We start from the raw sequence: 20587 nt of genomic DNA, 5'->3' as shown, positions 1-20587 counted from the left end.
CCTCCGTCAGTGGTCGACGCCCTTGCCGGCGATGTCGCCGGTGGCCTCGTACTCGGCGAGCTGGGCGATGCGGCGCGCGTGCCTTTCCTCTTCGCTGAACGGCTCGGCGATGAACAGGTCGATGAAGCGGATCGCCTCGTCCTCGGTGTGCTGGCGCGCGCCGATGGAGATGACGTTCGCGTCGTTGTGCTGGCGGGCGAGCAGCGCCGTCGAGTCGTTCCAGACGAGAGCGGCGCGGATGCCCTTCACCTTGTTCGCCGCGATCTGCTCGCCGTTCCCGGAGCCGCCGAAGACGACGCCGAGCGCCTCGGTGCCCGCCCGCTGGTCGGTGATGACCGCCTGCGCCGCGTTGATGCAGAACGCCGGGTAGTCATCGAGCGCGTCGTACGCCGTCGGGCCGTGGTCGACGACCTCGTGGCCCGCCTCGCGCAGATGCGCCTGGATCTTCTGGCTGAGGTCGAGTCCGGCGTGGTCCGTGGCGATGTGGATGCGCATGGATTCAGCGTAGCGAGGGCGGCGGCGTGTACGGCGCCCTCGCGGGCCCGCCGGGCGGGGACCGGCGGGCGGATCAGCGTAGCGATCACGCGGGATCCGGCATGCCTGTGGCGAGAACGCGCGTGAGGACGGGACGCGTCGCGGCGAGGCCCGCCCAGACGAGCGCGATGCCGAGCGCGAGGCAGCCCGCGATGATCCCGACCGCGAGCGGCTTGACCAGCAGTGCGTAGCCGGTGAGCGGGAACATCACGATCGCGGCGGTGACGGCCGAGCCGATCGTCACGACGAGCAGCGGGCCCATCACGGCGCGTCGGCGCGCGGCATCCATCACTCCTACCGGCATGCCGACCCGATCAAGGCTCACATAGAGCGCACGGCGGTCGAGGATCGCCGCCGCCTGGTTGACGCCGATCGCGCAGGCGACCATCGCGAAGGACATGATCAGCGTCAGGACGACGCCGGTGCGGATGTCGGCAGCGAGGAGCCGCGCGACCGAGCTCGTCGAGTCCGAGCCCGTGAGCGCGACGCCGACACCCGCGAACACCGCGACGAAGCTCACGGAGGACAGCGCCCCGACCTGCCGCCACGCCGCCTTCACGTCGTCGAGAACGGTGCGCGCGGCGATCAGCCGGGCGGGCCGAGCAGCCCGCTTCAGCCAGCGGCGCCCGAACATCCGCAGCACGACCGGGCCGACCGCACCGAGCACCGACAGCACCGCCGCGAAGCAGCCGAGCAGAACCGCGTAGATGAGGATCATGCCGCCGATGCCGCCGATGAGATTCAGCGCACTGAGCGCGACGTAGGCGCCGATGACGACGACGGCGCCGATCACGACCCGGATCCACCGGACGCGCGCGCCCACCACGCGGGTGCGCACACCGAGCGGCGTGAGCACGACCGAGCGCAGGCCGATGGTCGCGCTCACAGCGCTCAACAGGGCGACGGCGCCGATGACCGCGAAGAACACCCAGAACGGCGGCCAGATGGCGCCGCCGAGCGCCCGGCCATCGAAGTGCAACAGGCCGAAGAGCGGCAGGGCGAGCAGGGATGCCGCGGCGCCGACCACCGCCCCCGCGAGGGCGACCGCCGTCGATTCCACGACCGTGAGCGCCGAGACGAGGCCCGCCGACGCGCCGAGCAGCCGCAGGCTGGACAGCCTGGTGTCCCGGCGTCGGGCGGCGAGACGGGCCGCCGCACCGCCGAGCGAGGCGAGCGGGATCACGAGCAGGATGAGCGCGAGCAGCGCGAGGATGCGGTAGGTGCTCGCGTTCGGGCCGGTGAAGGTGAAGAACGCGAAGGCGCCGCCGGTGACGACCGTCGTGCACAGCGTCACGACGGCGAAGGCGACCACGGACAGCACGAGGGTGGCGGCGTCGCCGCCGGCGCGGCGCGCGAACACCCGGGTGAGGGCGACGAGCCTCATGACGCCTCCCCCACGCGGGCCGGCGCCTCGACGATGACCCCGTCGGCCATGTGCAGCGTCCGGTCGCAGCGGGCGGCCACACCGGCGTCGTGCGTGACGACGATGAGCGCTCGCCCCGACCCGACCGTCGAGGCGAGCAGCGCGGTCATGACCTCGGCAGAGGTCACGGAGTCGAGGGCGCCGGTCGGCTCGTCCGCGAAGACGACCGACGGCTGTGCCGCCTGGGCGCGGGCGATGGCGACGCGCTGCTGCTGGCCGCCGGAGAGCTCGCCGATGCGCGCGCCCGCTTTGTCGCCGATGCCGAGCAGGGTGAGCAGACGGGCGGCTTCGGCTTCGGCATCCGTTCGCGGCCTGCCGAGCAGCAGCAGGGGAAGCGCCACGTTCTCGCCGGCCGTGAGCTCGGGAAGCAGCAGGCCCTGCTGGAAGACGAAGCCGAACGCCGTGCGGCGCAGCTCGCTGCGGCGGCGGTCGGAGAGAGCCGCGACATCGACGACCTCGCCCAGCCGGTCGAACAGCACCTGCCCGGCGCCCGGCGTCTCGATGCCGGCGAGGCAGTGCAGCAGCGTGGTCTTGCCGCTGCCGGAGGGGCCCATGATCGCGACGGACTCTCCCGCCGCGACGGCGAGGTCGACGCCGCGCAGGGCGCGGGTCGGCCCGAAGTCCTTGAAGAGGCTGCGGGCCTCGATGAGGTTCTGCATGCCTCAAGGCTGGTTGGCGACGGATGCCGGGCGCATCGGCCGCGAGGCGGGGATCGCGGCGGCATCCGTCATACCGCCGACCTAGATCAGTCGAACTGCGGTGCCCTCGTGCGGGTGCGCTTCAGCTCGAAGAAGCCGTCGTACGACGCGGCGGCGACGATGCCGTCCCACAGCGTCAGCGCCTGCTCGCCGCGCGGCGTCGGCGAGATCACGGGGCCGAAGAACGCGGCGCCGTTCACGGCGATGATCGGGGTGCCGACCTCCTGCCCGACCCGCTCGATGCCGTCATTGTGGCTCGCGCGCAGTTCGGTGTCGTACGCGTCGCTGTCGGCATAGGCCGCGTACTCGGCGGGCAGGCCCACCTCGGCGAGCGCGCCGGCGATTACCTCGTCGGCGTCCTTCGAGCCGCCCGGGTGGATGCGCGTGCCGAGCGCGTCGTACAGCGGCTTCACCTTCGCCTGCCCCTCGAGCTGCTCGACAGCCGTCACGAGCCGCGCGTAGCGCAGGTAGCGCGGGAAGTTCTTGCGGTAGCTCTGCGGCACATCCTTGTCCTCGTTCAGGATCGCGAGGCTCATGATGTGCCAGGTCACGCCAAGCTCGCGCGCACCGCTCACCTCGTCGACCCAGCGCGAGGTCATCCAGGCCCAGGGGCACGAGGGGTCGAACCAGAAGTCAACGGAGGTAGCCATGCCTCGTTTCTACTCCGCCCGTGCGACTTACGTAGGGTTGAGGTCATGCCCGGAGAGAACCTCACGAGAATCGAAGCCGCCGAACGCAAGGCGGTCGTCCAGACCCACGCCTACGAGGTCAAACTCGACCTGACGACCGGCCCCGAGGTCTTCCGCAGCGAGACGAAGGTGACCTTCTCGGCGACCCCGGGCGCGTCGACCTTCATCGACTTCATCTCGAAGACCGTGCACTCGGTGAAGCTCAACGGCGCAGAGCTCGATGTGGCGGCCGTCAACGACGGAGTGCGCATCCAGCTGCCCGAGCTCGCGGCATCCAACACCCTCGTCGTCGTCGCCGACGCGCTCTACACGAACACCGGCGAGGGCCTGCACCGCTTCGTCGACCCGGTCGACGGCGAGGTGTACCTCTACTCGCAGTTCGAGGTGCCCGACTCGCGGCGCGTCTTCGCGGTGTTCGAGCAGCCCGACCTCAAGGCGAGCTTCCAGTTCACGGTGACGACGCCGTCGGACTGGATCGTCATCAGCAACTCCCCCACCCCCGAGCCGATCTTCTCGGGGCCCATCGACGGGGAATCCCTCAAGGACGCGCACACCTTCGTCTTCGACCCGACGCCCGTGCTGTCCTCGTACATCACCGCGATCATCGCGGGCCCGTACCAGGGCGAGACGAGCGAGCTCACCTCGGCCGACGGCCGCACGATCCCCCTCGGCGTCTACGCGCGCAAGTCGCTCGTGCCCTACCTCGACGCCGGCTACATCTTCGAGAAGACCCGGCAGGGCTTCGCGTTCTTCGAGTCGAAGTTCGGCTACCCCTACCCCTTCGCGAAGTACGACCAGGTCTTCGTGCCCGAGTTCAACGCCGGCGCGATGGAGAACGCGGGCGCGGTCACGCACACCGAGGCATACGTCTTCAGGTCGAAGGTGACGGATGCCGTGCGCGAGCGCCGCGTCGTCACGGTGCTGCACGAGCTCGCGCACATGTGGTTCGGCGACCTGGTCACCATGAAGTGGTGGAACGACCTCTGGCTCAACGAGTCGTTCGCCGAGTACGCGTCGACGCTTGCCACCGCCGAGGCCACTGAGTGGACGGAGGCCTGGGCGACCTTCGCCTCGACCGAGAAGTCGTGGGCGTACAACCAGGACCAGCTGCCCTCGACGCACCCGATCGTCGCCGACATCCGCGATCTCGAAGACGTGCAGGTCAACTTCGACGGCATCACGTATGCCAAGGGCGCGTCGGTGCTCAAGCAGCTCGTGGCCTGGGTCGGGCAGGACGCGTTCCTCGCCGGCGTGCACGAGTACCTCGTGAAGCACGAGTTCTCGAACGCCACGCTCGCCGACCTGCTCGCCGAGCTCGAGAAGACGAGCGGGCGCGACCTCGCCGACTGGTCGAAGAAGTGGCTCGAGACGGCGGGCGTCAACACGCTGCGACCGGACATCGAGACGGATGCCGAGGGCAACATCACCTCGTTCGCGGTGCTGCAGTCCGCGGCATCCGACTACCCGACGATCCGCCCGCACCGGCTCGCGATCGGCTTCTACACGCTGTCAGGCGACAAGCTGTCGCGCACGCACCGCGTCGAGCTCGACGTGGACGGCGAGCGCACCGAGGTGACCGAGCTCGTCGGGCTCGCACAGCCCGACCTCGTGCTGCTCAACGACGACGACCTGGCCTACGCGAAGATCCGGCTCGACGAGCGCTCGCTGCAGACGGCGATCGCGCACCTCGGCAAGATCGACAGCGAGCTCGCGCGCTCGATCGTCTGGGGCGCCGTATGGGATGCCACGCGCGACGCCGAGGCGAAGGCGAGCGACTTCGTGCAGCTCGTGCTGAACAACGTCGGCGCTGAGACCGGGTCGACCACGATGCGCACCGCCCTGAACCAGCTCGTGCTGTCGGTGGGGGCCTACGTTGCGCCCGCGCGCCAGGAGGCCGCGGGCATCGCGGCAGCCGACGGCATCTGGGCCCTCGCGCAGGCGGCCGAGCCGGGCAGCGATGCGCAGTTCCAGTTCGTGAAGGTGTTCGCGCAGCTCGCGCGCACCGACGCGCAGCTTGCGACCGTCGCCGGGCTCCGCGACGGCTCGGTCGCCCTGCCCGGGCTCGAGGTCGACACCGACCTCGGCTGGGAGCTGCTGCAGTCGCTCGTCGTGGGCGGCAAGGCCGGCACCGAGGAGATCGACGCGGCGCTCGCGGGCGACAACACCGCGAGCGGCAACCAGGCGGCAGCCCACGCCCGCGCAGCGCTGCCGACCGCCGCAGGGAAGGCCGCGGCCTGGGCCTCCGTCGTCGAACAGGACGGCGCGCCCAACCTGATCGTCCGCGCAACGGGCGCCGGCTTCCAGCGCGCGCACGACCCTGCCTTGCTCACGCCCTACATCGCGAAGTACTTCGACAGCCTGCGCACCATCTGGGACTCGCGCAGCTACGCGATCGCGGCCGGGCTCATCAACGGGCTCTATCCGTTCACGCTCGCGAACCAGGAGCTGGCGGATGCCACCCGCGCCTGGGTCGACGCGAACCCGGAGCCCGCCGCGCTGCGCCGCCTCGTGGTCGAGAACCTCGCCCGCGTCAAGCGCGCGCTGCGCGTGCAGGCAGCGGACAACTGATCGTTCGTAGTACCCAGGTCTGAGGCGTCCGCGCCTCGAAACGGGCCCCGCGGCTGATGCCTGCCGGGGCCCGTTTTCAATACGGTGGGCGCATGATCGAAATCCAGCACCTCTCGAAGAGGTACGGTCCAAAGCTCGCGGTGGACGACATCTCGTTCACCGCCCAGCCCGGAGTCGTCACCGGGTTCCTTGGCCCGAACGGCGCCGGCAAGTCGACCACCATGCGCATGATCATGGGGCTCGACCGCCCGACCTCGGGATCCGCCACCATCGACGGCAGGCCCTACGCCAGCCTGCGCGACCCGCTGCGACAGGTCGGCGCCCTGCTCGAGGCGAAGGCGGTGCACACCGGCCGCAGCGCGTTCAACCACCTGCTGGCCCTCGCCGCGACGCACGGCATCCCGAAGACGCGCGTCGACGAGGTGATTCACATGACCGGCCTCGAGTCGGTCGCCAAGAAGCGGGTCGGCGGCTTCTCGCTCGGCATGGGCCAGCGCCTCGGCATCGCCGTCGCGCTGCTCGGCGACCCGCAGACGCTCATCCTCGACGAGCCGGTCAACGGCCTCGACCCCGAGGGCGTGCTCTGGGTGCGGCAGCTCTCGCGCTACCTCGCCTCGCAGGGCCGCACCGTGTTCCTCTCGAGCCACCTGATGAGCGAGATGGCGCAGACGGCGGACCATGTCGTCGTGCTCGGACGCGGCAAGGTGCTGGCGGATGCCCCGATCGGCGAGATCCTCTCGGGGGCATCCGGCCAGCGCGTCACCGTGCGCACGCCCACTCCCGATCTGCTGATCGGGGCGATCGCATCGCCCGACGTCAACGTGCAGAAAGCGGCCGACGGGGCGCTGTCGGTCAACGGCATCAATGCGCAGGCCATCGGCGAGGCCGCGGCCCGCGCCGGCGTCGTGCTGCACGAACTCACCCCTGTCACGGCCAGCCTTGAGCAGGCCTACCTCGAACTCACCCAGGACGAGGTCGAATACCACTCGGAGGTGGTGTCATGACCACGGCAACCGCACCCACGCAGAGCAACGCGCTCGCGGGGCTCGACAACATCCGCCTGAGCTTCCCCCGGCTGGTCCGCAGCGAGTGGATCAAGCTGCGCAGCATCCGCTCGACCATGTGGTGCTTCGGCATCCTGTTCGTGCTCAACATCGGTTTCCCGATCCTGATCGCCTCGGTCGGCAACTTCGGCGGCACGAGCAACCCGCATCTGACCGGCGACTCGGCCGGGACGATCGCCGTCACCGTCGTCACGCTCGGAGTGAACTTCACCTCGCTCGTGGTCGGCGTGCTCGGCGTGCTGATCATCTCGGGCGAATACGCCACGGGCATGATCCGCAGCACGTTCACCGCCGACCCGCGGCGCCTCGGCGCGTTCTTCGCCAAGGCACTCGTGCTGGCCGTCGCGACCTTCGTCGTGAGCGCCGTGTCGACCTGGATCGCCGCTCTCGCCGTGCACCCCATCCTGGGGCGGCAGAACGTCGACTTCAGCCTCAGCGACTCGAAGATCTTCCTGCCGATCCTCGGCTCTTCGGTCTACGTCGTGCTGATCGCCCTGCTCGCGTTCGGCATCGGCAGCCTGGTGCGCGTCAGCGCCGGCGGCATTGCCATCACCCTGGGCCTGCTGCTCGTCGCGCCGCTCATCCTGCAGATCCTGAGCGCTCTGCTGAGCGGCACGCACTGGCCCGCCGACGTCAGCGCGTTCCTGCCGTCGAACGCAGGCGGGCAGCTGTTCGCGTATGCGAGCGACGCCTCGACGGCCGCGCAGACGACCGGCGGGGGCCAGACCACGGTCTCGGCCACCTCGGACACCATCAGCCTCAACGGCTGGCAGGGCTTCGGCGTTCTGGGTGCGGAGGTGCTGGCCGTCGGCATCGCCGCGATCACGCTCCTCAAGCGTCGCGACGCCTGATCGCGGAGTCGCGTGACCGCCGCTCCTGACGCCCACGACGACCTCCGGCTGCCTCGCCAGCCGGGGGTCGTCCGGCGATTCTGGGCGCGGCACGAGCAGCTCGCGGACTGGCTCATCGCCATCTTCTGGGGGCTGCCCGCCACCCTGATCACGCTCATCTCGCTGATCACGAGCTCCCACACGGCGCTCGGCCGCTGGGGTGCGGTGATCGCCGCCCTTCTCGTCGTGGCCTCCTGCGCCGGTATCCGCCTGCGCCGCACTCGCCCGGTCCTCGCGTTCGGCGTGCTCTGCATCGCGCTGATCCCGGTGCCGTTCACCGACACCGGCGCCTCCGAGCTGATCCCCGTCTTCGGCGTGTACAGCCTCGCCGTGTACCGTTCCAACGCCGCCGCGTGGGTCGGCGCCGGAATCGTCGAAGCCGCCTCGACGCTGTATGTGTGGCTCGCCTCCCCCTTCGGAGCCGCCCGCACCGCCTCCCACCTTCCCGCCCAGTGGGTGCCGATCTTCGGCTTCGAGCTGCTCATCGCGCTCGCCATCGGCATCACGGTCGGCAACCGCAAGCGCTACCTCGCGGCGCTCATCGACCGGGCGCGCCAGCTCGCACGCGAGCGCGACCAGCAGGCTCTGCTCGCCGCCGTCGCCGAGCGGGCGCGCATCGCGCGCGACATGCACGACGTCGTCTCGCACTCGCTGACCGTGATGGTCACGCTGGCCGACGGGTCGGCGCTCGCCGCGCAGACGGATGCCGCGCGCGCCGCCGCCGCGATGAGACAGGTCGCCGACACGGGGCGCGAGGCGCTCTCCGGTATGCGCCAGATGCTCGGGGTGCTCGGCAGCGACCGCGAGGAGGCGACGCTCGCCCCGCAGCCGACGGCCGCCGATCTGCCCCGGCTCGTGGAACGCTTCCGGGAACTCGGCCTGCCGATCGCCTTCCGCAGCGAGGGCGCGCTGCCCGAGGACCCGGCCCTCGAGCTCGCCGTCTACCGCATCGTGCAGGAGGGCCTGACCAACGCGCTGCGCTATTCGCACGGACCGACGCGCGTCGAGGTGCTCATCGACGCCGACGGCGACCCTATCGCGGTCGTCGTCGACGACGACGGGCTGCCGGGCATGCCGACGCCGTCGGTCGGCGCCGGACGGGGCCTGATCGGGCTTGGCGAACGGGTGGCATCGCTCGGCGGCACCCTGTCTTCCGGCCACCACGACAACGGAGCGGGGTGGCACCTCGCCGCCGCGCTTCCCCGAAACCCGCAACCTCGATCGAAGGAGAGCACGTGACGCGTGTCGCCATCGCCGACGACCAGTCCCTCGTCCGCATGGGCTTCCGCATGGTGCTGGAGGCTCAGCCCGACATCGAGGTCGTGGGCGAGGCATCCGATGGCGCCTCCGCTCTCGAACTCGCGCGCCGCACCCGTCCTGACGTGGTGCTGATGGACGTGCGGATGCCCGGGGTCGACGGCATTGCCGCCACCGCCGACATCGCGGTCGAGCTGCCGGAGACGCGGGTGCTCGTGCTCACCACCTTCGACCTCGACGAGTACGCGTTCGGCGCGCTGCGGGCGGGTGCGAGCGGATTCCTGCTGAAGGACGCCCGCCCCGAGGAGCTGCTCGCCGCGATCCGCGCCGTGGCAGGCGGCGACGCGGCCGTCTCGCCGCGCGTGACCCGGCGCATGATCGAGCTGTTCGGCGCACAGTTGCCCGGTGATTCTGGCGACGGCACGGATGCCGCGGCGGCGCTCACCCCGCGCGAACGCGAGATCCTCGTCGCGATCGGCCGCGGTCTGTCGAACACCGAGATCGCCGCGGAGCTGTTCCTCACCGAATCCACAGTGAAGACCCACGTCGGCCGCGTGCTCGCCAAGCTGGCGCTGCGGGACCAGGTGCACGCCGTGATCTTCGCCTACGAGCACGGGCTCGTCTGAGCTTCCGATTCGTAGACTGGACCGCGATGCTGAATGCGACTCCCGTGGACACCGCAACGAACGACTTCTGGCATGGCCTGAGCGAGTTCTTCGCGACACCGCTCGGCACCGCCATCTTCCGCTTCGGCTCCGCCGTGCTGATCGTGATCGGGGCGATCATCGCCTCGTGGATCCTGCGGATCGCGATCCGGCACATCGTGCACCGCATCGTGAACACCGTGAAGAAGGCCCAGGGCGTCGAGACGACGCAGGCACTGCAGGTCTCCCCCGTCGCGACCGTGCGCGTCGTGCAGCGCACCCGCACGCTCGGCTCGGTGCTGACCAACATCGCGAACGTCGTGGTGTGGGTCATCGCCCTGCTGCTCGTGCTGCAGGTGCTCGCCCCCGGCGTGCTCGCCTCCTTCGCGATCCTGTCGGCGGCGATCGGCGCCGGCCTCGGCTTCGGCGCACAGAACGTGATCGGCGACATCTTCAACGGGCTGCTCATGGTCATGGAGGACCAGCTCGGCGTCGGCGACATCGTCGAGGCGGGCATGGTGAGCCTCGCGACCGATGGGGTGGTCGAGGCCGTCGGCATCCGCACCACCCAGATCCGCGACGTGAACGGCACCCTCTGGTACGTGCGCAACGGGCAGATCCTGCGCGTCGGCAACATGTCGCAGGGCTGGAGCCGGGTCATCGTCGACGTGGCCGTCGGCTACGAGAACGACGTCGAAGAGGTGCAGAGCCGGCTGCTGCAGACCGCAGAAGCCCTTGCCCGCGAGCCGAAGTGGCGGCCGCGCATCATGGAGAAGCCGGAGATCTGGGGCATCCAGTCGATCTCCACCGACATGGTCGTGCTGCGCGTCGCCGTGAAGACCCGCTCGACCGCGCGCGACGACGTCGCCCACGAGCTCAACGCGCGCATCTTCGACACGGCGCGTGAGATGAACGTGACCGTGCCGTCGCTCACCAACCCGATCCTCTCAGGCTTCGAGAACATCTCGTCGGTGAACGGCGCGCACCCGCCGCGCACCCGACCGCTGCCCGCCGTGCAGGCGGAGCAGCCGAAACCCAAGCGCCGCACCGTGCGCCGCAAGCCGAACGACGCCGGACCGCCCGACGTGAATCCTCCGGAGGGAGAGCTGTGAGCGACGAGACCGCTCCCGCACCGAGCGCCCAGCCGATCATGCTGCGCAGCGCCGAGAACGGCGTGCAGGCGGGCGGCTCGTTCTACGAGCAGATCGGCGGCCGGCCGACATTCGAGCGGCTCGTGCACGCGTTCTATCGCGGCGTCGCCGACGATGAAGTGCTGCGGCCGATGTACCCCGAAGCCGATCTCGGCCCGGCTGAGCAGCGTCTGCTGATGTTCCTCGAGCAGTACTGGGGCGGCCCGACGACGTATTCCGAGCAGCGCGGCCACCCGCGGCTGCGGATGCGGCACGCGCCCTTCACGGTGAACCCCGACGCCCGCGACCGCTGGCTCGCGCACATGCGCGCCGCGCTCGACGATCTCGCGCTGCCACCGTTGCAGGACGCGACACTCTGGGCCTACCTGGAACGCGCCGCGCACGCGATGGTGAATACTTTCGAGGCGTGAGCGCTGTCAGGACAACGGGGTCCGCTGCTGGAGAAAACTCTGATGCCATCGTCGTCGGCCACGGGCTGGCCGGACTCGTCGCCGCGTGCGAACTGCTGGAGGCCGGCAAGCGAGTGACGCTCGTCGACCAGGAGCCGGCGGTCGCCCTCGGCGGCCAGGCGTTCTGGTCGTTCGGCGGGCTGTTCCTGGTCGACACCCCCGAGCAGCGCCGCCTCGGGGTACACGACTCTCTCGCGCTCGCCCGGCAGGACTGGTTCGGCACGGCCGGTTTCGATCGGCCAGACGAAGATTCATGGGGCAGGAGATGGGCGGATGCCTATCTCGAGTTCGCCGCGGGCGAGAAGCGCTCCTGGCTGCGCTCGAAGGGCATCCGTATCTTCCCGCTGGTCGGCTGGGCCGAGCGCGGCGGCTGGTCGGCGGGCGGCCACGGCAACTCGGTGCCGCGCTTCCACATCGCCTGGGGCACGGGCCCCGGGGTCGTGCAGCCGTTCGCCGACCGGGTGAAGACCGCCGCGGCAGCGGGGCGCGTCGCGCTGCGCCACCGGCATCGCGTCGACGAGCTCATCGTCGAGGCGGGCGCAGTCACCGGCATCCGCGGCGCCGTGCTCGCCGACGACGAGATCGAGCGCGGGCAGTCCTCGAATCGCGAGGTCGTCGGGGACTTCGAGCTGCGCGCCCCGGCCGTGATCCTCGCGACGGGCGGCATCGGGGGCAACCACGCGCTGGTGCGGAAGTCGTGGCCGGAGCGGCTCGGCACTCCCCCGGCGACGATGATCTCGGGCGTTCCCGCGCACGTCGACGGGCGCATGCTCGCGATCGCCGAGGCGGCGGGCGCCCGGCTCGTGAACACCGACCGCATGTGGCATTACACCGAGGGCATCGTCAATTGGAATCCGATCTGGCCGATGCACGGCATCCGCATCCTGCCGGGGCCGTCGTCGATGTGGTTCGACGCCGTCGGCCGACGGCTGCCCGCCCCGAACTTCCCGGGCTACGACACGCTCGCGACGCTCGAGCACATCCAGAAGACGGGCTACGACCACACCTGGTTCGTGCTGACCCAGAAGATCATCGAGAAGGAGTTCGCGCTCTCGGGCAGCGAGCAGAACCCCGACCTGACCGGGAAGGACTGGGGCCGGGTGCTGAAGCGGGTCACGCCAGGCGCCCCCGGACCCGTCGAGGCGTTCAAACAGCATGGCGAGGACTTCGTCATCGCGGACACGCTACCTGAGCTGCTCGCGGGCATGAAGGCGAAGACGGATGCCCCGCTCGATACCGCTCTGATCGAGAGGCAGTTGCGCGAGCGCGATCTCGAGCTTGCGAACCCGTACAGCAAGGACCCGCAGATCGCGGGCATCCACGAGGCGCGACGCTACCTGGGCGACCGGCTCGGCCGGGTCGCGACCCCGCACCGCATCCTCGACCCGAAGGCCGGCCCGCTCATCGCGGTGAAGCTGCACATCCTCACCAGGAAGAGCCTCGGCGGCATCCAGACCGATCTCTCGTCGCGCGTGCTCGGCATCGACGGCGAGCCGCTGCCCGGGCTGTACGCCGCGGGCGAGGTCGCCGGCTTCGGCGGCGGCGGGGTGCACGGCTACCGCGCGCTCGAGGGGACGTTCCTGGGCGGATGCCTCTTCAGCGGTCGCGTCGCCGGCCGGGCAGTCTCCGATCGTTGAGGAGCGCGGCAGGCGCGTCTCGAAACGATCTTGCCCGGACGATCGCTTCGCGAGGGCGGCTCCTCAACGATCTGGTGCGGCTAGCCTCTGAGCGACCAGGCCGCGCGCTTCACCAGCACGTGGCCGCGGCGCATCGAGAGCCTCGTCCAGGGGCCGGTCTCGAAGATCGCGATCTCTTCGCGATCGTCACCGCCGAGGAATCCCAGGGAGTCGGCAGCGAACGCAACACCGGCCGCGACGTCTCCGAGCTCGTCGATCGGCGCGCCCCACACCGAGCCGCGCACGCGCCACACGAGCTGCTCGCCGGTGCCCTCGGGGATCGCCCGGGCAACCTCGGCGATGCCCTCGGCGGCGACGCGCTTCAGCAGCGCGGCATCCGTCGCCCCCACGCGCTGCCAGCCGCCTCGGGGCGGCGAGATGCCCGCCCACGTGACCGTCGAGACCTCGAGCGGAAGGCGGATCTGCGCAGGGTCGGCTCGCGCGAGCCGGTCGAGCAACGAGCGGGTCGGCACGACGGCGTCGAACTCGGTGTCGGACGCGGTGCGGAAGGTGCGCAGCCCGAGGACCGTCGGCGTCTGGTCGAGCAGTCCGTGCGGGTAGAGGACAGCGGTGTATGCGGCGAGCACACCGGCTGCGGCGACCAGGCGCACAGACCCGTTCTCGACGCGCCCGGCGCGCCCCAGATAGGTCTGCAGGTCGGAGACGGAATGGGCGTCGTCGAGCGAGAAAGTCGAACTCATGGGCTCTGAATAGACTACGAGACATGGACCCGGTCACCGCGATGCTCACGGCTCTGGATCTGACGGACACGCACGCGCGCACCAACGAGGACATCTTCACGGGTCCGAGCCAGTGGATGCCGCACGGCCGCGTCTTCGGCGGCCAGGTGCTCGCCCAGTCGATCGTCGCGGCGTCGCGCACGCTGCCCGACGAGCGCATCATCCACTCGCTGCACGGCTACTTCCTCAGGCCCGGCGACGTGAAGCTCGGTGTCACGCTCGGCGTCGACCGCATCCATGACGGCCGCTCGTTCTCGACCCGGCGCGTGCAGACCTTCCAGCAGGGCGTGCCGATCATGTCGCTCATCGCCTCGTTCCAGATCGACCAGGGCGGCATCGAGCACCAGGTCGACATGCCGCACGACCTGCCGGGGCCCGAGTCGCTGCCGACGGTGAGCGAGCTGCTCGCCGGCATCCAGCACCCCGCCGCTCAGTTCTGGACCGCCGCCCGCCCCTTCGACATCCGCTACATCGATGCCCCCGTCTACTTGCCGCTCGACGACACGGGCGAGCGCGTCGCGCACCAGGCGGTGTGGCTCAAGGCGAAGGCGACGCTGCCCGACGACCCCGTGCTGCACCGCGCGGCGATGGCGTATGCGAGCGACTACACGATCCTCGAGCCCGTGCTGCGCCGCCACGGCCTCGCGTGGGCGACGCCCGGGCTGAAGATGGCAAGCCTCGACCACGCCATGTGGTGGCACCGGCCCGCCCGCGCCGACGAGTGGCTACTGTACGTCGAGGACTCCCCCAGCGCGCAGGGCGGCCGCGGTCTCGCGCACGCCCGCATCTACCGGCAGGACGGCGTGCTCGCCGCGACCGTCGCGCAGGAGGGCATGCTGCGCGCGCCCGACAGTGCGGCCGACGAGGCCGCTGTCGGCGGCACAGCAGGCGCCTAGGCGAACGCGACAGGATGCCGATATGACCCGCATCACTCGCCGAGCCGCCTTCGCCGTGACCGGCGCCGGCGCCACCGCCCTCGCCCTCGCCGCCTGCTCCCCCACGAACGGGCATGCCCCCGGCGACTCGGGCGGGGACGTCACTCCGACGAAGGCAGCATCGGGCAAGGCATCCGTCGCCGCGTCGCAGGTGCCCGTCGGCGGCTCTGTCATCGTGCAGACGGGTTCGCAGTCGAACCCGGCGATCGCGATCGCCCAGCCGAAGTCGGGCCAGTTCGTCGCGCACACCGCCGTGTGCACGCATCAGGGCTGCATCGTCGCAGCCGCCGGCTCGGAGCTGCAGTGCCCGTGCCACGGCTCGAAGTTCGACGCATTCACAGGGAAGGCGACCCACGGCCCCGCGACGCGGCCGCTCGACGAGGTCACCATCACCGTGAACGGCTCGAGCCTGGAATTCGACGCGTAGGCCGGCGTATCCGCTGCCGCGGTCACGCGCCCGCCTTCCCAGCGGAAGAGATTCGCGCCGACACGCCGCCCACCGCCCCCGACACGCCGGGTGCGCGTCAAAATCCCTTCCGCTAGACCCCGACGTAGGCGGTCATGCGAACGGAGATGAGGACGCCGGGCAGCACGGCTCCCAGCTTCGCCGCATAGCGCGCGGGCGGGTTCTGGGGGAACCAGCGCGCGTACTCCTCGTTCATGCCGGCGAAGTCGTCGGGGTCGACGAGAAGGATGCCCACCTCGAGGACGTCGTCGAGGGTGCCGCCCGCCCTCGCCAGCACGCTCTCACAGTTCGTAAGCGCCTGCCTGGTCTGCTCCTGGATCGTCGAGCCGGCCACCGTCCCGGTCGTGACGTCGACACCGACGAGGCCCGAGATGTAGACGAATCCGCCGGCCTTCACGGCCTGGCTGTAGAAGGGCGAGCCCGGCGCCGCCGGGGTGGAGATGACCTCGCGCATGGCGCTCATCGTGCCGCGGCGCGGCCGACCTGTCTAGCGCACGCCCGAGCCGCGGCGGAACTGCAGGGGCTCGCCCACGTAGGGCTCCCAGGCGGCGCGCTCCGCGTCGCCGATGCGGCGCGGGCGGCCGGTCTCGGCATCGACGAGCACGAGCGTGGTCGCGGCACGCGCGTACAGCACGCGCTCCCTGGCCGTCACCGGCGAGTAGATCTCGTAGTACATGTCGAGGCTCGCGCCGCCGATGTGCCCGATCCAGAGCTGCAGGTCGAGCGGGGAGCGCAGGAACGGGATCTGCGCCAGGTACTCGATCTCCTGATGGGCGAGCACGGTCAGGGTGCCCTCGCCGGGCTTGGAGCGCAGGATGGCGGTGTCCGCGAACGGGCCCGGGTCGAGGTGCCCCTCCTCGTCGGGGTCGCCCGCCCAGAACGCCTGCACACGCGCCTCCTCGAAGAAGCGCAGCATGGCGACGTTGTTGACGTGGCCGTACGCGTCGAGGTCGCTGAAGCGCATGACCGTGGGGACGTGGATGCGACGGGATGCCGCGGCTGCGGCATCCGTCGCCTGCGCGGTCTCCGTCATCAGTCGCGCGTCAGCTTGCGATAGGTGCTGCGGTGCGGCTTGGCGGCATCGGCGCCCAGGCGCTGCACCTTGTTCTCCTCGTAGGCCTCGAAGTTGCCCTCGAACCAATACCAGTTCGCCGGATTCTCCTCGGTGCCCTCGTAGGCGAGGATGTGCGTCGCGATGCGGTCGAGGAACCACCGGTCGTGGGTGATCACCACGGCGCAGCCGGGGAACTCGAGAAGCGCGTTCTCGAGGCTCGACAGGGTCTCGACGTCGAGGTCGTTGGTCGGCTCGTCGAGGAGCAGCAGGTTGCCGCCCTCTTTGAGCGTGAGCGCCAGGTTGAGGCGGTTGCGCTCACCGCCGGAGAGCACGCCCGCCTTCTTCTGCTGATCGGGCCCCTTGAACCCGAAGGTGGAGACGTAGGCCCGGCTCGGCACCTCGGTCTTGCCGACCTGGATGTAGTCGAGGCCGTCGCTGACGACCTCCCACAGGGTCTTGTTCGGGTCGATGTTCGCGCGGCTCTGGTCGACGTACGAGATCTTGACCGTGTCGCCGATCTTGAGCGTGCCGCCGTCGAGCTCCTCGAAGCCGACGATGGTCTTGAACAGCGTCGTCTTGCCGACGCCGTTCGGGCCGATGACGCCGACGATGCCATTGCGCGGCAGCGTGAAGCTCAGCCCGTCGACCAGCACACGCTCGCCGAAGCCCTTCTTCAGGTCGTTGGCCTCGATGACGATGTCGCCGAGGCGCGGGCCCGCAGGGATCTGGATCTCCTCGAAGTCGAGCTTCCTCGTGCGCTCGGCCTCTGCGGCCATCTCCTCGTAGCGGGCGAGGCGCGCCTTCGACTTGGCCTGACGGCCCTTGGCGTTGCTGCGCACCCAGGCGAGCTCCTCGTCGAGGCGCTTCGCGAGCTTGGCGTCCTTCTTGCCCTGCACCTCGAGGCGCTCGGCCTTCTTCTCGAGGTAGGTCGAGTAGTTGCCCTCGTAGGGGTAGAGGCGGCCGCGGTCGACCTCGCAGATCCAGCCGGCGACGTGGTCGAGGAAGTAGCGGTCGTGGGTGACGGCGAGCACGGCGCCGGGGTACTTGGCGAGGTGCTGCTCGAGCCAGAGCACGCTCTCGGCGTCGAGGTGGTTAGTGGGCTCGTCGAGCAGCAGCAGGTCGGGCTTCTCAAGCAGCAGCTTGCACAGCGCCACGCGGCGCTTCTCACCACCGGAGAGAACGCTCACGATCGCGTCCGACGGTGGGCAGCGCAGCGCGTCCATCGCCTGCTCGAGCTGAGAGTCGAGATCCCATGCGTCCGCCGCGTCGATCTCCTCTTGCAGGGTGCCCATCTCGGCGAGCAGCGCGTCGAAGTCGGCGTCGGGGTCGGCCATGGCGGCCGAGATCTCGTTGAAGCGGTCGACCTTCGCCTTGATCGGGCCGACGCCCTGCTGCACGTTCTCGAGGACGGTCTTGTCCTCGTCGAGCTCGGGCTCCTGCATCAGGATGCCGACGGAGTAGCCCGGGCTGAGCCGCGCCTCGCCGTTGCTCGGCTGGTCGCGGCCGGCCATGATCTTGAGGATCGTGGACTTACCGGCGCCGTTCGGGCCGACCACGCCGATCTTCGCCCCGGGCAGGAACGCCATCGTCACGTCGTCGAGGATCACCTTGTCGCCCACGGCCTTGCGGGCGCGGACCATGGAATAGATGTAGTCAGCCACGTTGATCGAGTCTAACTAGCCCACTACGGGGATACCGCCGATGAGGCAGCCGCCCGAGCCGAGCACCGGCGCGACCGTCGACTGATAGCCGTCGACCGCTGCGCCCCACTGCCCGACCAGACACGAGTCGCCGACCTTGACGCCCACCATGATCGAGCCGGGCTTGAGGTTCGCCGAGGTCGTGCTCTGGCTCACCTGCGTGGCGTTCATCGGGAAGCCCGCGGCCTTGAGCGCGGCCACGACGGCGTTCCCATCGGCCTCCGCGTTCTTCGCGAGCACCTTGCGGATCGCCGCGTCGAACACCGGCTGATTCTGCGCCGCAGTTCCCGAAGAGACGAACGCGGTCGCGCCCGGGGTCGGCGCCGGGCTGTCCGTCGGTGCCTCTGTCCACGCGGTCTGCGTCGGGCTCGGGGCGTCGGCGTGCGAGCCCGTGCCGGTGCAGCCGGTGAGCGCGAGGGCGAGCGCGACGACGCCAGCAGCGGCCAGCGGCAGCGCTCGACCGACCCGCACGTCTTCCCCTCACCGGCCCACCCGGCGGCGGACCTCGGTCGAGTCTACGGGGCGCAGCCAGCAGGACCCCGGGCGGCCCGCTACGCGTCCTCGAGCACTTCGCCGGTGTCCTCGTCGATGTCGACAAGGTCGAAGGTCGCCGGATCGCCGGCATCCGTCGTCGTCGCAGACGAGATCGCCGTGGCCGGGTTCGCCCAGAGATCGCCGTCGTTCTCGGCCGGCAGGAATGACGGCTCGTCGGCGCGGTCGTCGGGCGGCAGCTGCTCATCGCCGACACCGGGTGCGCCGTCGTCGCGCCCGGTGCGGGGCTTCGCCGGGCGGTCGAAGCCCCGAGACTTCCCCCAGCGGAAGTCGTGCCCGACGCCGTCGGCGTCGATCTCGACGTCGATGCCCGACTTGCCGCCCGCGCTCCACTCGGACACCTTGAGCCGGCCCTCCACGATGACCGGGTCCCCCTTGTTCACGCTCGCGAAGACGTTGGTCGCGAGCTCGCGGAAGCAGCTCACGCTGAACCAGTTCGTCGCGCCGTTCTCCCACTGGCCGGTGCTGCGGTTGTAGCGGCGGTCGGTGGATGCCAGGCGGAAGCTGGCGATGGGCAGCCCGTTGATCACGGTGTGCTTGGGCTGGGTCGCGACGAAGCCGCGAACGGTGATGCTGGAACTCATTGCGGAACCTCCCTGATCGGCGCCGAGGCGGCGCGGTTCCCACGAGTGTGATCTGCACAGGCATCCGCTCACATGACGAAGCCCCCGGATCGGGGACGAATCCGCGAATCCGGGGGCTGTGCTGGGGAAGAGCTCTCGGGCTACGCCGCGCGGACGTACTCGCCGAAGGCCTTGCGCACCTTGTTCACCTTGGGCAGCGCCACCGCGAGGCAGTAGCCCTGGCCGGGGTTCTTGGCGAAGAAGTCCTGGTGGTACTCCTCGGCGCGATAGAACTCGCCGAGCGGCTCGAGCTGGGTGACCACGCCGCCGCCCCAGATCTCGTTGGCGCGCTCGATCGCCTCTTCGAACAGCTTCTTCTGCTCGTCATCCGCGTAGAACATCGCCGAGCGGTACTGCGTGCCGACGTCGGCGCCCTGCCTGTTCAGCTGGCGCGGGTCGTGCAGGGTGAAGAACGCGTCGAGGATGACGGATGCCGGGATCTCGGTCTCGTCGAAGGTGACGGCGACCGCCTCGGCGTGGTTCGTGGTTCCGGTGCACACGAGCTCGTAGCTCGGGTTCGCGACCGTTCCGCCGGTGTAGCCGCTGACGACGTCGCTGACGCCGCGCAGCGTGCGGTAGACGGCGTCGAGACACCAGAAGCACCCGCCTGCGAGAACGAAGGTCTGCATGTTGGACCCCTTTCGTGAAGTCATGTCCATGGTGTCAAACCACGGCACGCCGCCGTTAGTTCCCGGCTCGGGCCGGGGCTCGTCGTACCCTCGCCGCATGCAGCTGTGGAACGACTTCGTGAGCTGGTTCACCGACCCCGGCAACCGCTCCCTCATCTTCGCCATCGCGGTGCTGTTCGTCGGCATCGTGATCTCCGGCCTCATCGCCGCTTGGATCGCCCGCGGCACCGTGCGCGGCGTCCTTGCTCGCACCGAGCGCCAGCAGAAGGCGGCGGCGATCGCCGCGCTGGTGGATGCCGCGACCGAGGCATCCGTCTGGAACTCGCTGACCCCCGGCGAGCAGGTGCTCAGCGACCGCGCCGTCGGTCAAGCGGACATCCAGGTGCGGCTGCTGCCCATCAAGGGCGCGGGCATCGCCGCGAACTGGGCGAGCCACCAGCTCGCCGAGATGAAGCGCAACTCGGCCACCTTCGGCTACCAGCTCGACCCTGTCGTCGCCGAGTTCCGCGACCGCCTCATCGAGTGGCAGAACAAACCGGGCCGCGCCAAGCGCATCTTCGCGGGCGACCTCGAGCGCTGGCGGTTCGAGTCGGGCACGCCGACCGGGCAGCTGGACGCCGAGCAGGACAAGTGGGTCGCCGAGCAGCACCACGAGAAGTACGCGGCCCCGGCTGCGACTCCTGCTCCCGCCGCAGCGCCCGCGCAGAACCCGGCCGTCGAGCTGCCGACCGAGGCCATGGCCCAGCTGCCCAAGGCACCCGCGTACCTGCACCAGGAGGAGCAGGCCCCCGAGCGCTACACGGCGTAGTTCTGCTGCGCCCGCTGGCCCGTCTGCAAGACTTGCT

General features: G+C 70.2%; 22 protein-coding genes. 11 read left to right on the top strand and 11 right to left on the bottom strand.

Features of this window, described 5'->3' with window-relative positions; translation table 11 throughout:
* Nucleotides 1–6 precede the first annotated feature (6 nt).
* The 4 genes from ABD708_RS05510 to ABD708_RS05495 all read right to left on the bottom strand — a co-directional run bounded on the left by ABD708_RS05510 (nucleotide 7) and on the right by ABD708_RS05495 (nucleotide 3305).
* Nucleotides 7–495: a ribose-5-phosphate isomerase gene (locus ABD708_RS05510; RefSeq protein ID WP_344752297.1), complete on the bottom strand. Its 489-nt coding sequence runs from the start codon at nucleotides 493–495 to the stop codon at nucleotides 7–9.
* An 85-nt stretch (nucleotides 496–580) separates the two neighbouring features.
* A complete protein-coding gene (locus tag ABD708_RS05505; protein ID WP_344752296.1) occupies nucleotides 581–1918 on the bottom strand; it encodes a permease in 1338 nt (445 codons plus the stop codon).
* Nucleotides 1915–2616 carry an ABC transporter ATP-binding protein gene (locus ABD708_RS05500; RefSeq protein WP_344752295.1) on the bottom strand — a complete coding sequence of 234 codons (702 nt, stop codon included), beginning with the start codon at nucleotides 2614–2616 and terminating at the stop codon, nucleotides 1915–1917. Before ABD708_RS05500 ends, ABD708_RS05505 begins: the two co-directional genes overlap by 4 nt.
* Before the next feature lie 86 nt (nucleotides 2617–2702).
* Nucleotides 2703–3305: a mycothiol-dependent nitroreductase Rv2466c family protein gene (locus ABD708_RS05495; RefSeq protein ID WP_344752294.1), complete on the bottom strand. Its 603-nt coding sequence runs from the start codon at nucleotides 3303–3305 to the stop codon at nucleotides 2703–2705.
* 45 nt (nucleotides 3306–3350) lie between these two features.
* Between ABD708_RS05495 and pepN the strand changes: the two genes are divergently transcribed.
* The 8 genes from pepN (at nucleotide 3351) to ABD708_RS05455 (ending at nucleotide 13004) form a co-directional block, all read left to right on the top strand.
* Nucleotides 3351–5912, top strand: a complete 2562-nt coding sequence (gene pepN / locus ABD708_RS05490) for an aminopeptidase N (protein ID WP_344752293.1) — start codon at nucleotides 3351–3353, stop codon at nucleotides 5910–5912.
* A gap of 92 nt (nucleotides 5913–6004) precedes the next feature.
* Complete coding sequence (locus tag ABD708_RS05485; protein WP_344752292.1) at nucleotides 6005–6916, top strand: ABC transporter ATP-binding protein; 912 nt, start codon at nucleotides 6005–6007, stop codon at nucleotides 6914–6916.
* Nucleotides 6913–7827, top strand: a complete 915-nt coding sequence (locus ABD708_RS05480; protein ID WP_344752291.1) for an ABC transporter permease — start codon at nucleotides 6913–6915, stop codon at nucleotides 7825–7827. Before ABD708_RS05485 ends, ABD708_RS05480 begins: the two co-directional genes overlap by 4 nt.
* A gap of 12 nt (nucleotides 7828–7839) precedes the next feature.
* Nucleotides 7840–9105 (top strand): sensor histidine kinase, encoded by a 1266-nt coding sequence (locus ABD708_RS05475; RefSeq protein ID WP_344752290.1) that lies wholly within the window; start codon nucleotides 7840–7842, stop codon nucleotides 9103–9105.
* Between the two features lie 38 nt (nucleotides 9106–9143).
* Entirely contained in the window at nucleotides 9144–9749 is a 606-nt protein-coding gene (locus tag ABD708_RS05470; RefSeq protein ID WP_425553260.1) for a response regulator, read from the top strand.
* A 44-nt stretch (nucleotides 9750–9793) separates the two neighbouring features.
* On the top strand, nucleotides 9794–10879 hold the full coding sequence (locus ABD708_RS05465; protein ID WP_344752288.1) for a mechanosensitive ion channel family protein: 1086 nt from the start codon (nucleotides 9794–9796) through the stop codon (nucleotides 10877–10879).
* A gap of 38 nt (nucleotides 10880–10917) precedes the next feature.
* On the top strand, nucleotides 10918–11328 hold the full coding sequence (locus tag ABD708_RS05460) for a globin (RefSeq protein ID WP_344753347.1): 411 nt from the start codon (nucleotides 10918–10920) through the stop codon (nucleotides 11326–11328).
* On the top strand, nucleotides 11325–13004 hold the full coding sequence (locus ABD708_RS05455; RefSeq protein ID WP_344752287.1) for an FAD-binding dehydrogenase: 1680 nt from the start codon (nucleotides 11325–11327) through the stop codon (nucleotides 13002–13004). Before ABD708_RS05460 ends, ABD708_RS05455 begins: the two co-directional genes overlap by 4 nt.
* An 80-nt stretch (nucleotides 13005–13084) precedes the next feature.
* Here ABD708_RS05455 and ABD708_RS05450 read toward each other — a convergent pair whose 3' ends face one another.
* Nucleotides 13085–13744, bottom strand: a complete 660-nt coding sequence (locus ABD708_RS05450) for a DUF8185 domain-containing protein (protein ID WP_344752286.1) — start codon at nucleotides 13742–13744, stop codon at nucleotides 13085–13087.
* A gap of 23 nt (nucleotides 13745–13767) precedes the next feature.
* Between ABD708_RS05450 and ABD708_RS05445 the strand changes: the two genes are divergently transcribed.
* Nucleotides 13768–14679 carry an acyl-CoA thioesterase gene (locus ABD708_RS05445; protein WP_344752285.1) on the top strand — a complete coding sequence of 304 codons (912 nt, stop codon included), beginning with the start codon at nucleotides 13768–13770 and terminating at the stop codon, nucleotides 14677–14679.
* A gap of 22 nt (nucleotides 14680–14701) precedes the next feature.
* The gene (locus ABD708_RS05440; RefSeq protein ID WP_344752284.1) at nucleotides 14702–15145 is read left to right on the top strand and encodes a QcrA and Rieske domain-containing protein; all 444 of its coding nucleotides are present in this window, start codon (nucleotides 14702–14704) and stop codon (nucleotides 15143–15145) included.
* A gap of 112 nt (nucleotides 15146–15257) precedes the next feature.
* On the opposite strand, the gene ABD708_RS05435 is transcribed toward ABD708_RS05440, so the two are convergent.
* From ABD708_RS05435 to msrA, 6 genes are all read right to left on the bottom strand, one after another.
* Entirely contained in the window at nucleotides 15258–15638 is a 381-nt protein-coding gene (locus ABD708_RS05435; RefSeq protein WP_344752283.1) for a RidA family protein, read from the bottom strand.
* A 33-nt stretch (nucleotides 15639–15671) separates the two neighbouring features.
* On the bottom strand, nucleotides 15672–16217 hold the full coding sequence (locus tag ABD708_RS05430) for an acyl-CoA thioesterase (protein WP_344752282.1): 546 nt from the start codon (nucleotides 16215–16217) through the stop codon (nucleotides 15672–15674).
* On the bottom strand, nucleotides 16217–17899 hold the full coding sequence (gene ettA / locus ABD708_RS05425) for an energy-dependent translational throttle protein EttA (protein ID WP_344752281.1): 1683 nt from the start codon (nucleotides 17897–17899) through the stop codon (nucleotides 16217–16219). Before ettA ends, ABD708_RS05430 begins: the two co-directional genes overlap by 1 nt.
* Before the next feature lie 15 nt (nucleotides 17900–17914).
* On the bottom strand, nucleotides 17915–18409 hold the full coding sequence (locus ABD708_RS05420) for a DUF6993 domain-containing protein (RefSeq protein WP_344752280.1): 495 nt from the start codon (nucleotides 18407–18409) through the stop codon (nucleotides 17915–17917).
* A gap of 80 nt (nucleotides 18410–18489) precedes the next feature.
* Nucleotides 18490–19074 carry a single-stranded DNA-binding protein gene (locus tag ABD708_RS05415; RefSeq protein WP_344752279.1) on the bottom strand — a complete coding sequence of 195 codons (585 nt, stop codon included), beginning with the start codon at nucleotides 19072–19074 and terminating at the stop codon, nucleotides 18490–18492.
* A 140-nt stretch (nucleotides 19075–19214) separates the two neighbouring features.
* A complete protein-coding gene (gene msrA, locus ABD708_RS05410; RefSeq protein WP_344752278.1) occupies nucleotides 19215–19742 on the bottom strand; it encodes a peptide-methionine (S)-S-oxide reductase MsrA in 528 nt (175 codons plus the stop codon).
* 22 nt (nucleotides 19743–19764) lie between these two features.
* On the opposite strand from msrA, the gene ABD708_RS05405 reads away from it, so the two are divergent.
* Nucleotides 19765–20550: a hypothetical protein gene (locus ABD708_RS05405; RefSeq protein ID WP_344752277.1), complete on the top strand. Its 786-nt coding sequence runs from the start codon at nucleotides 19765–19767 to the stop codon at nucleotides 20548–20550.
* Nucleotides 20551–20587 lie beyond the last annotated feature (37 nt).

The sequence above is a fragment of the Gryllotalpicola koreensis genome (assembly GCF_039538185.1).
Classification (GTDB): domain Bacteria; phylum Actinomycetota; class Actinomycetes; order Actinomycetales; family Microbacteriaceae; genus Gryllotalpicola; species Gryllotalpicola koreensis.
Note: the sequence above shows the minus strand (reverse complement) of the source record. Positions and strands in the feature narration are given on the sequence as shown.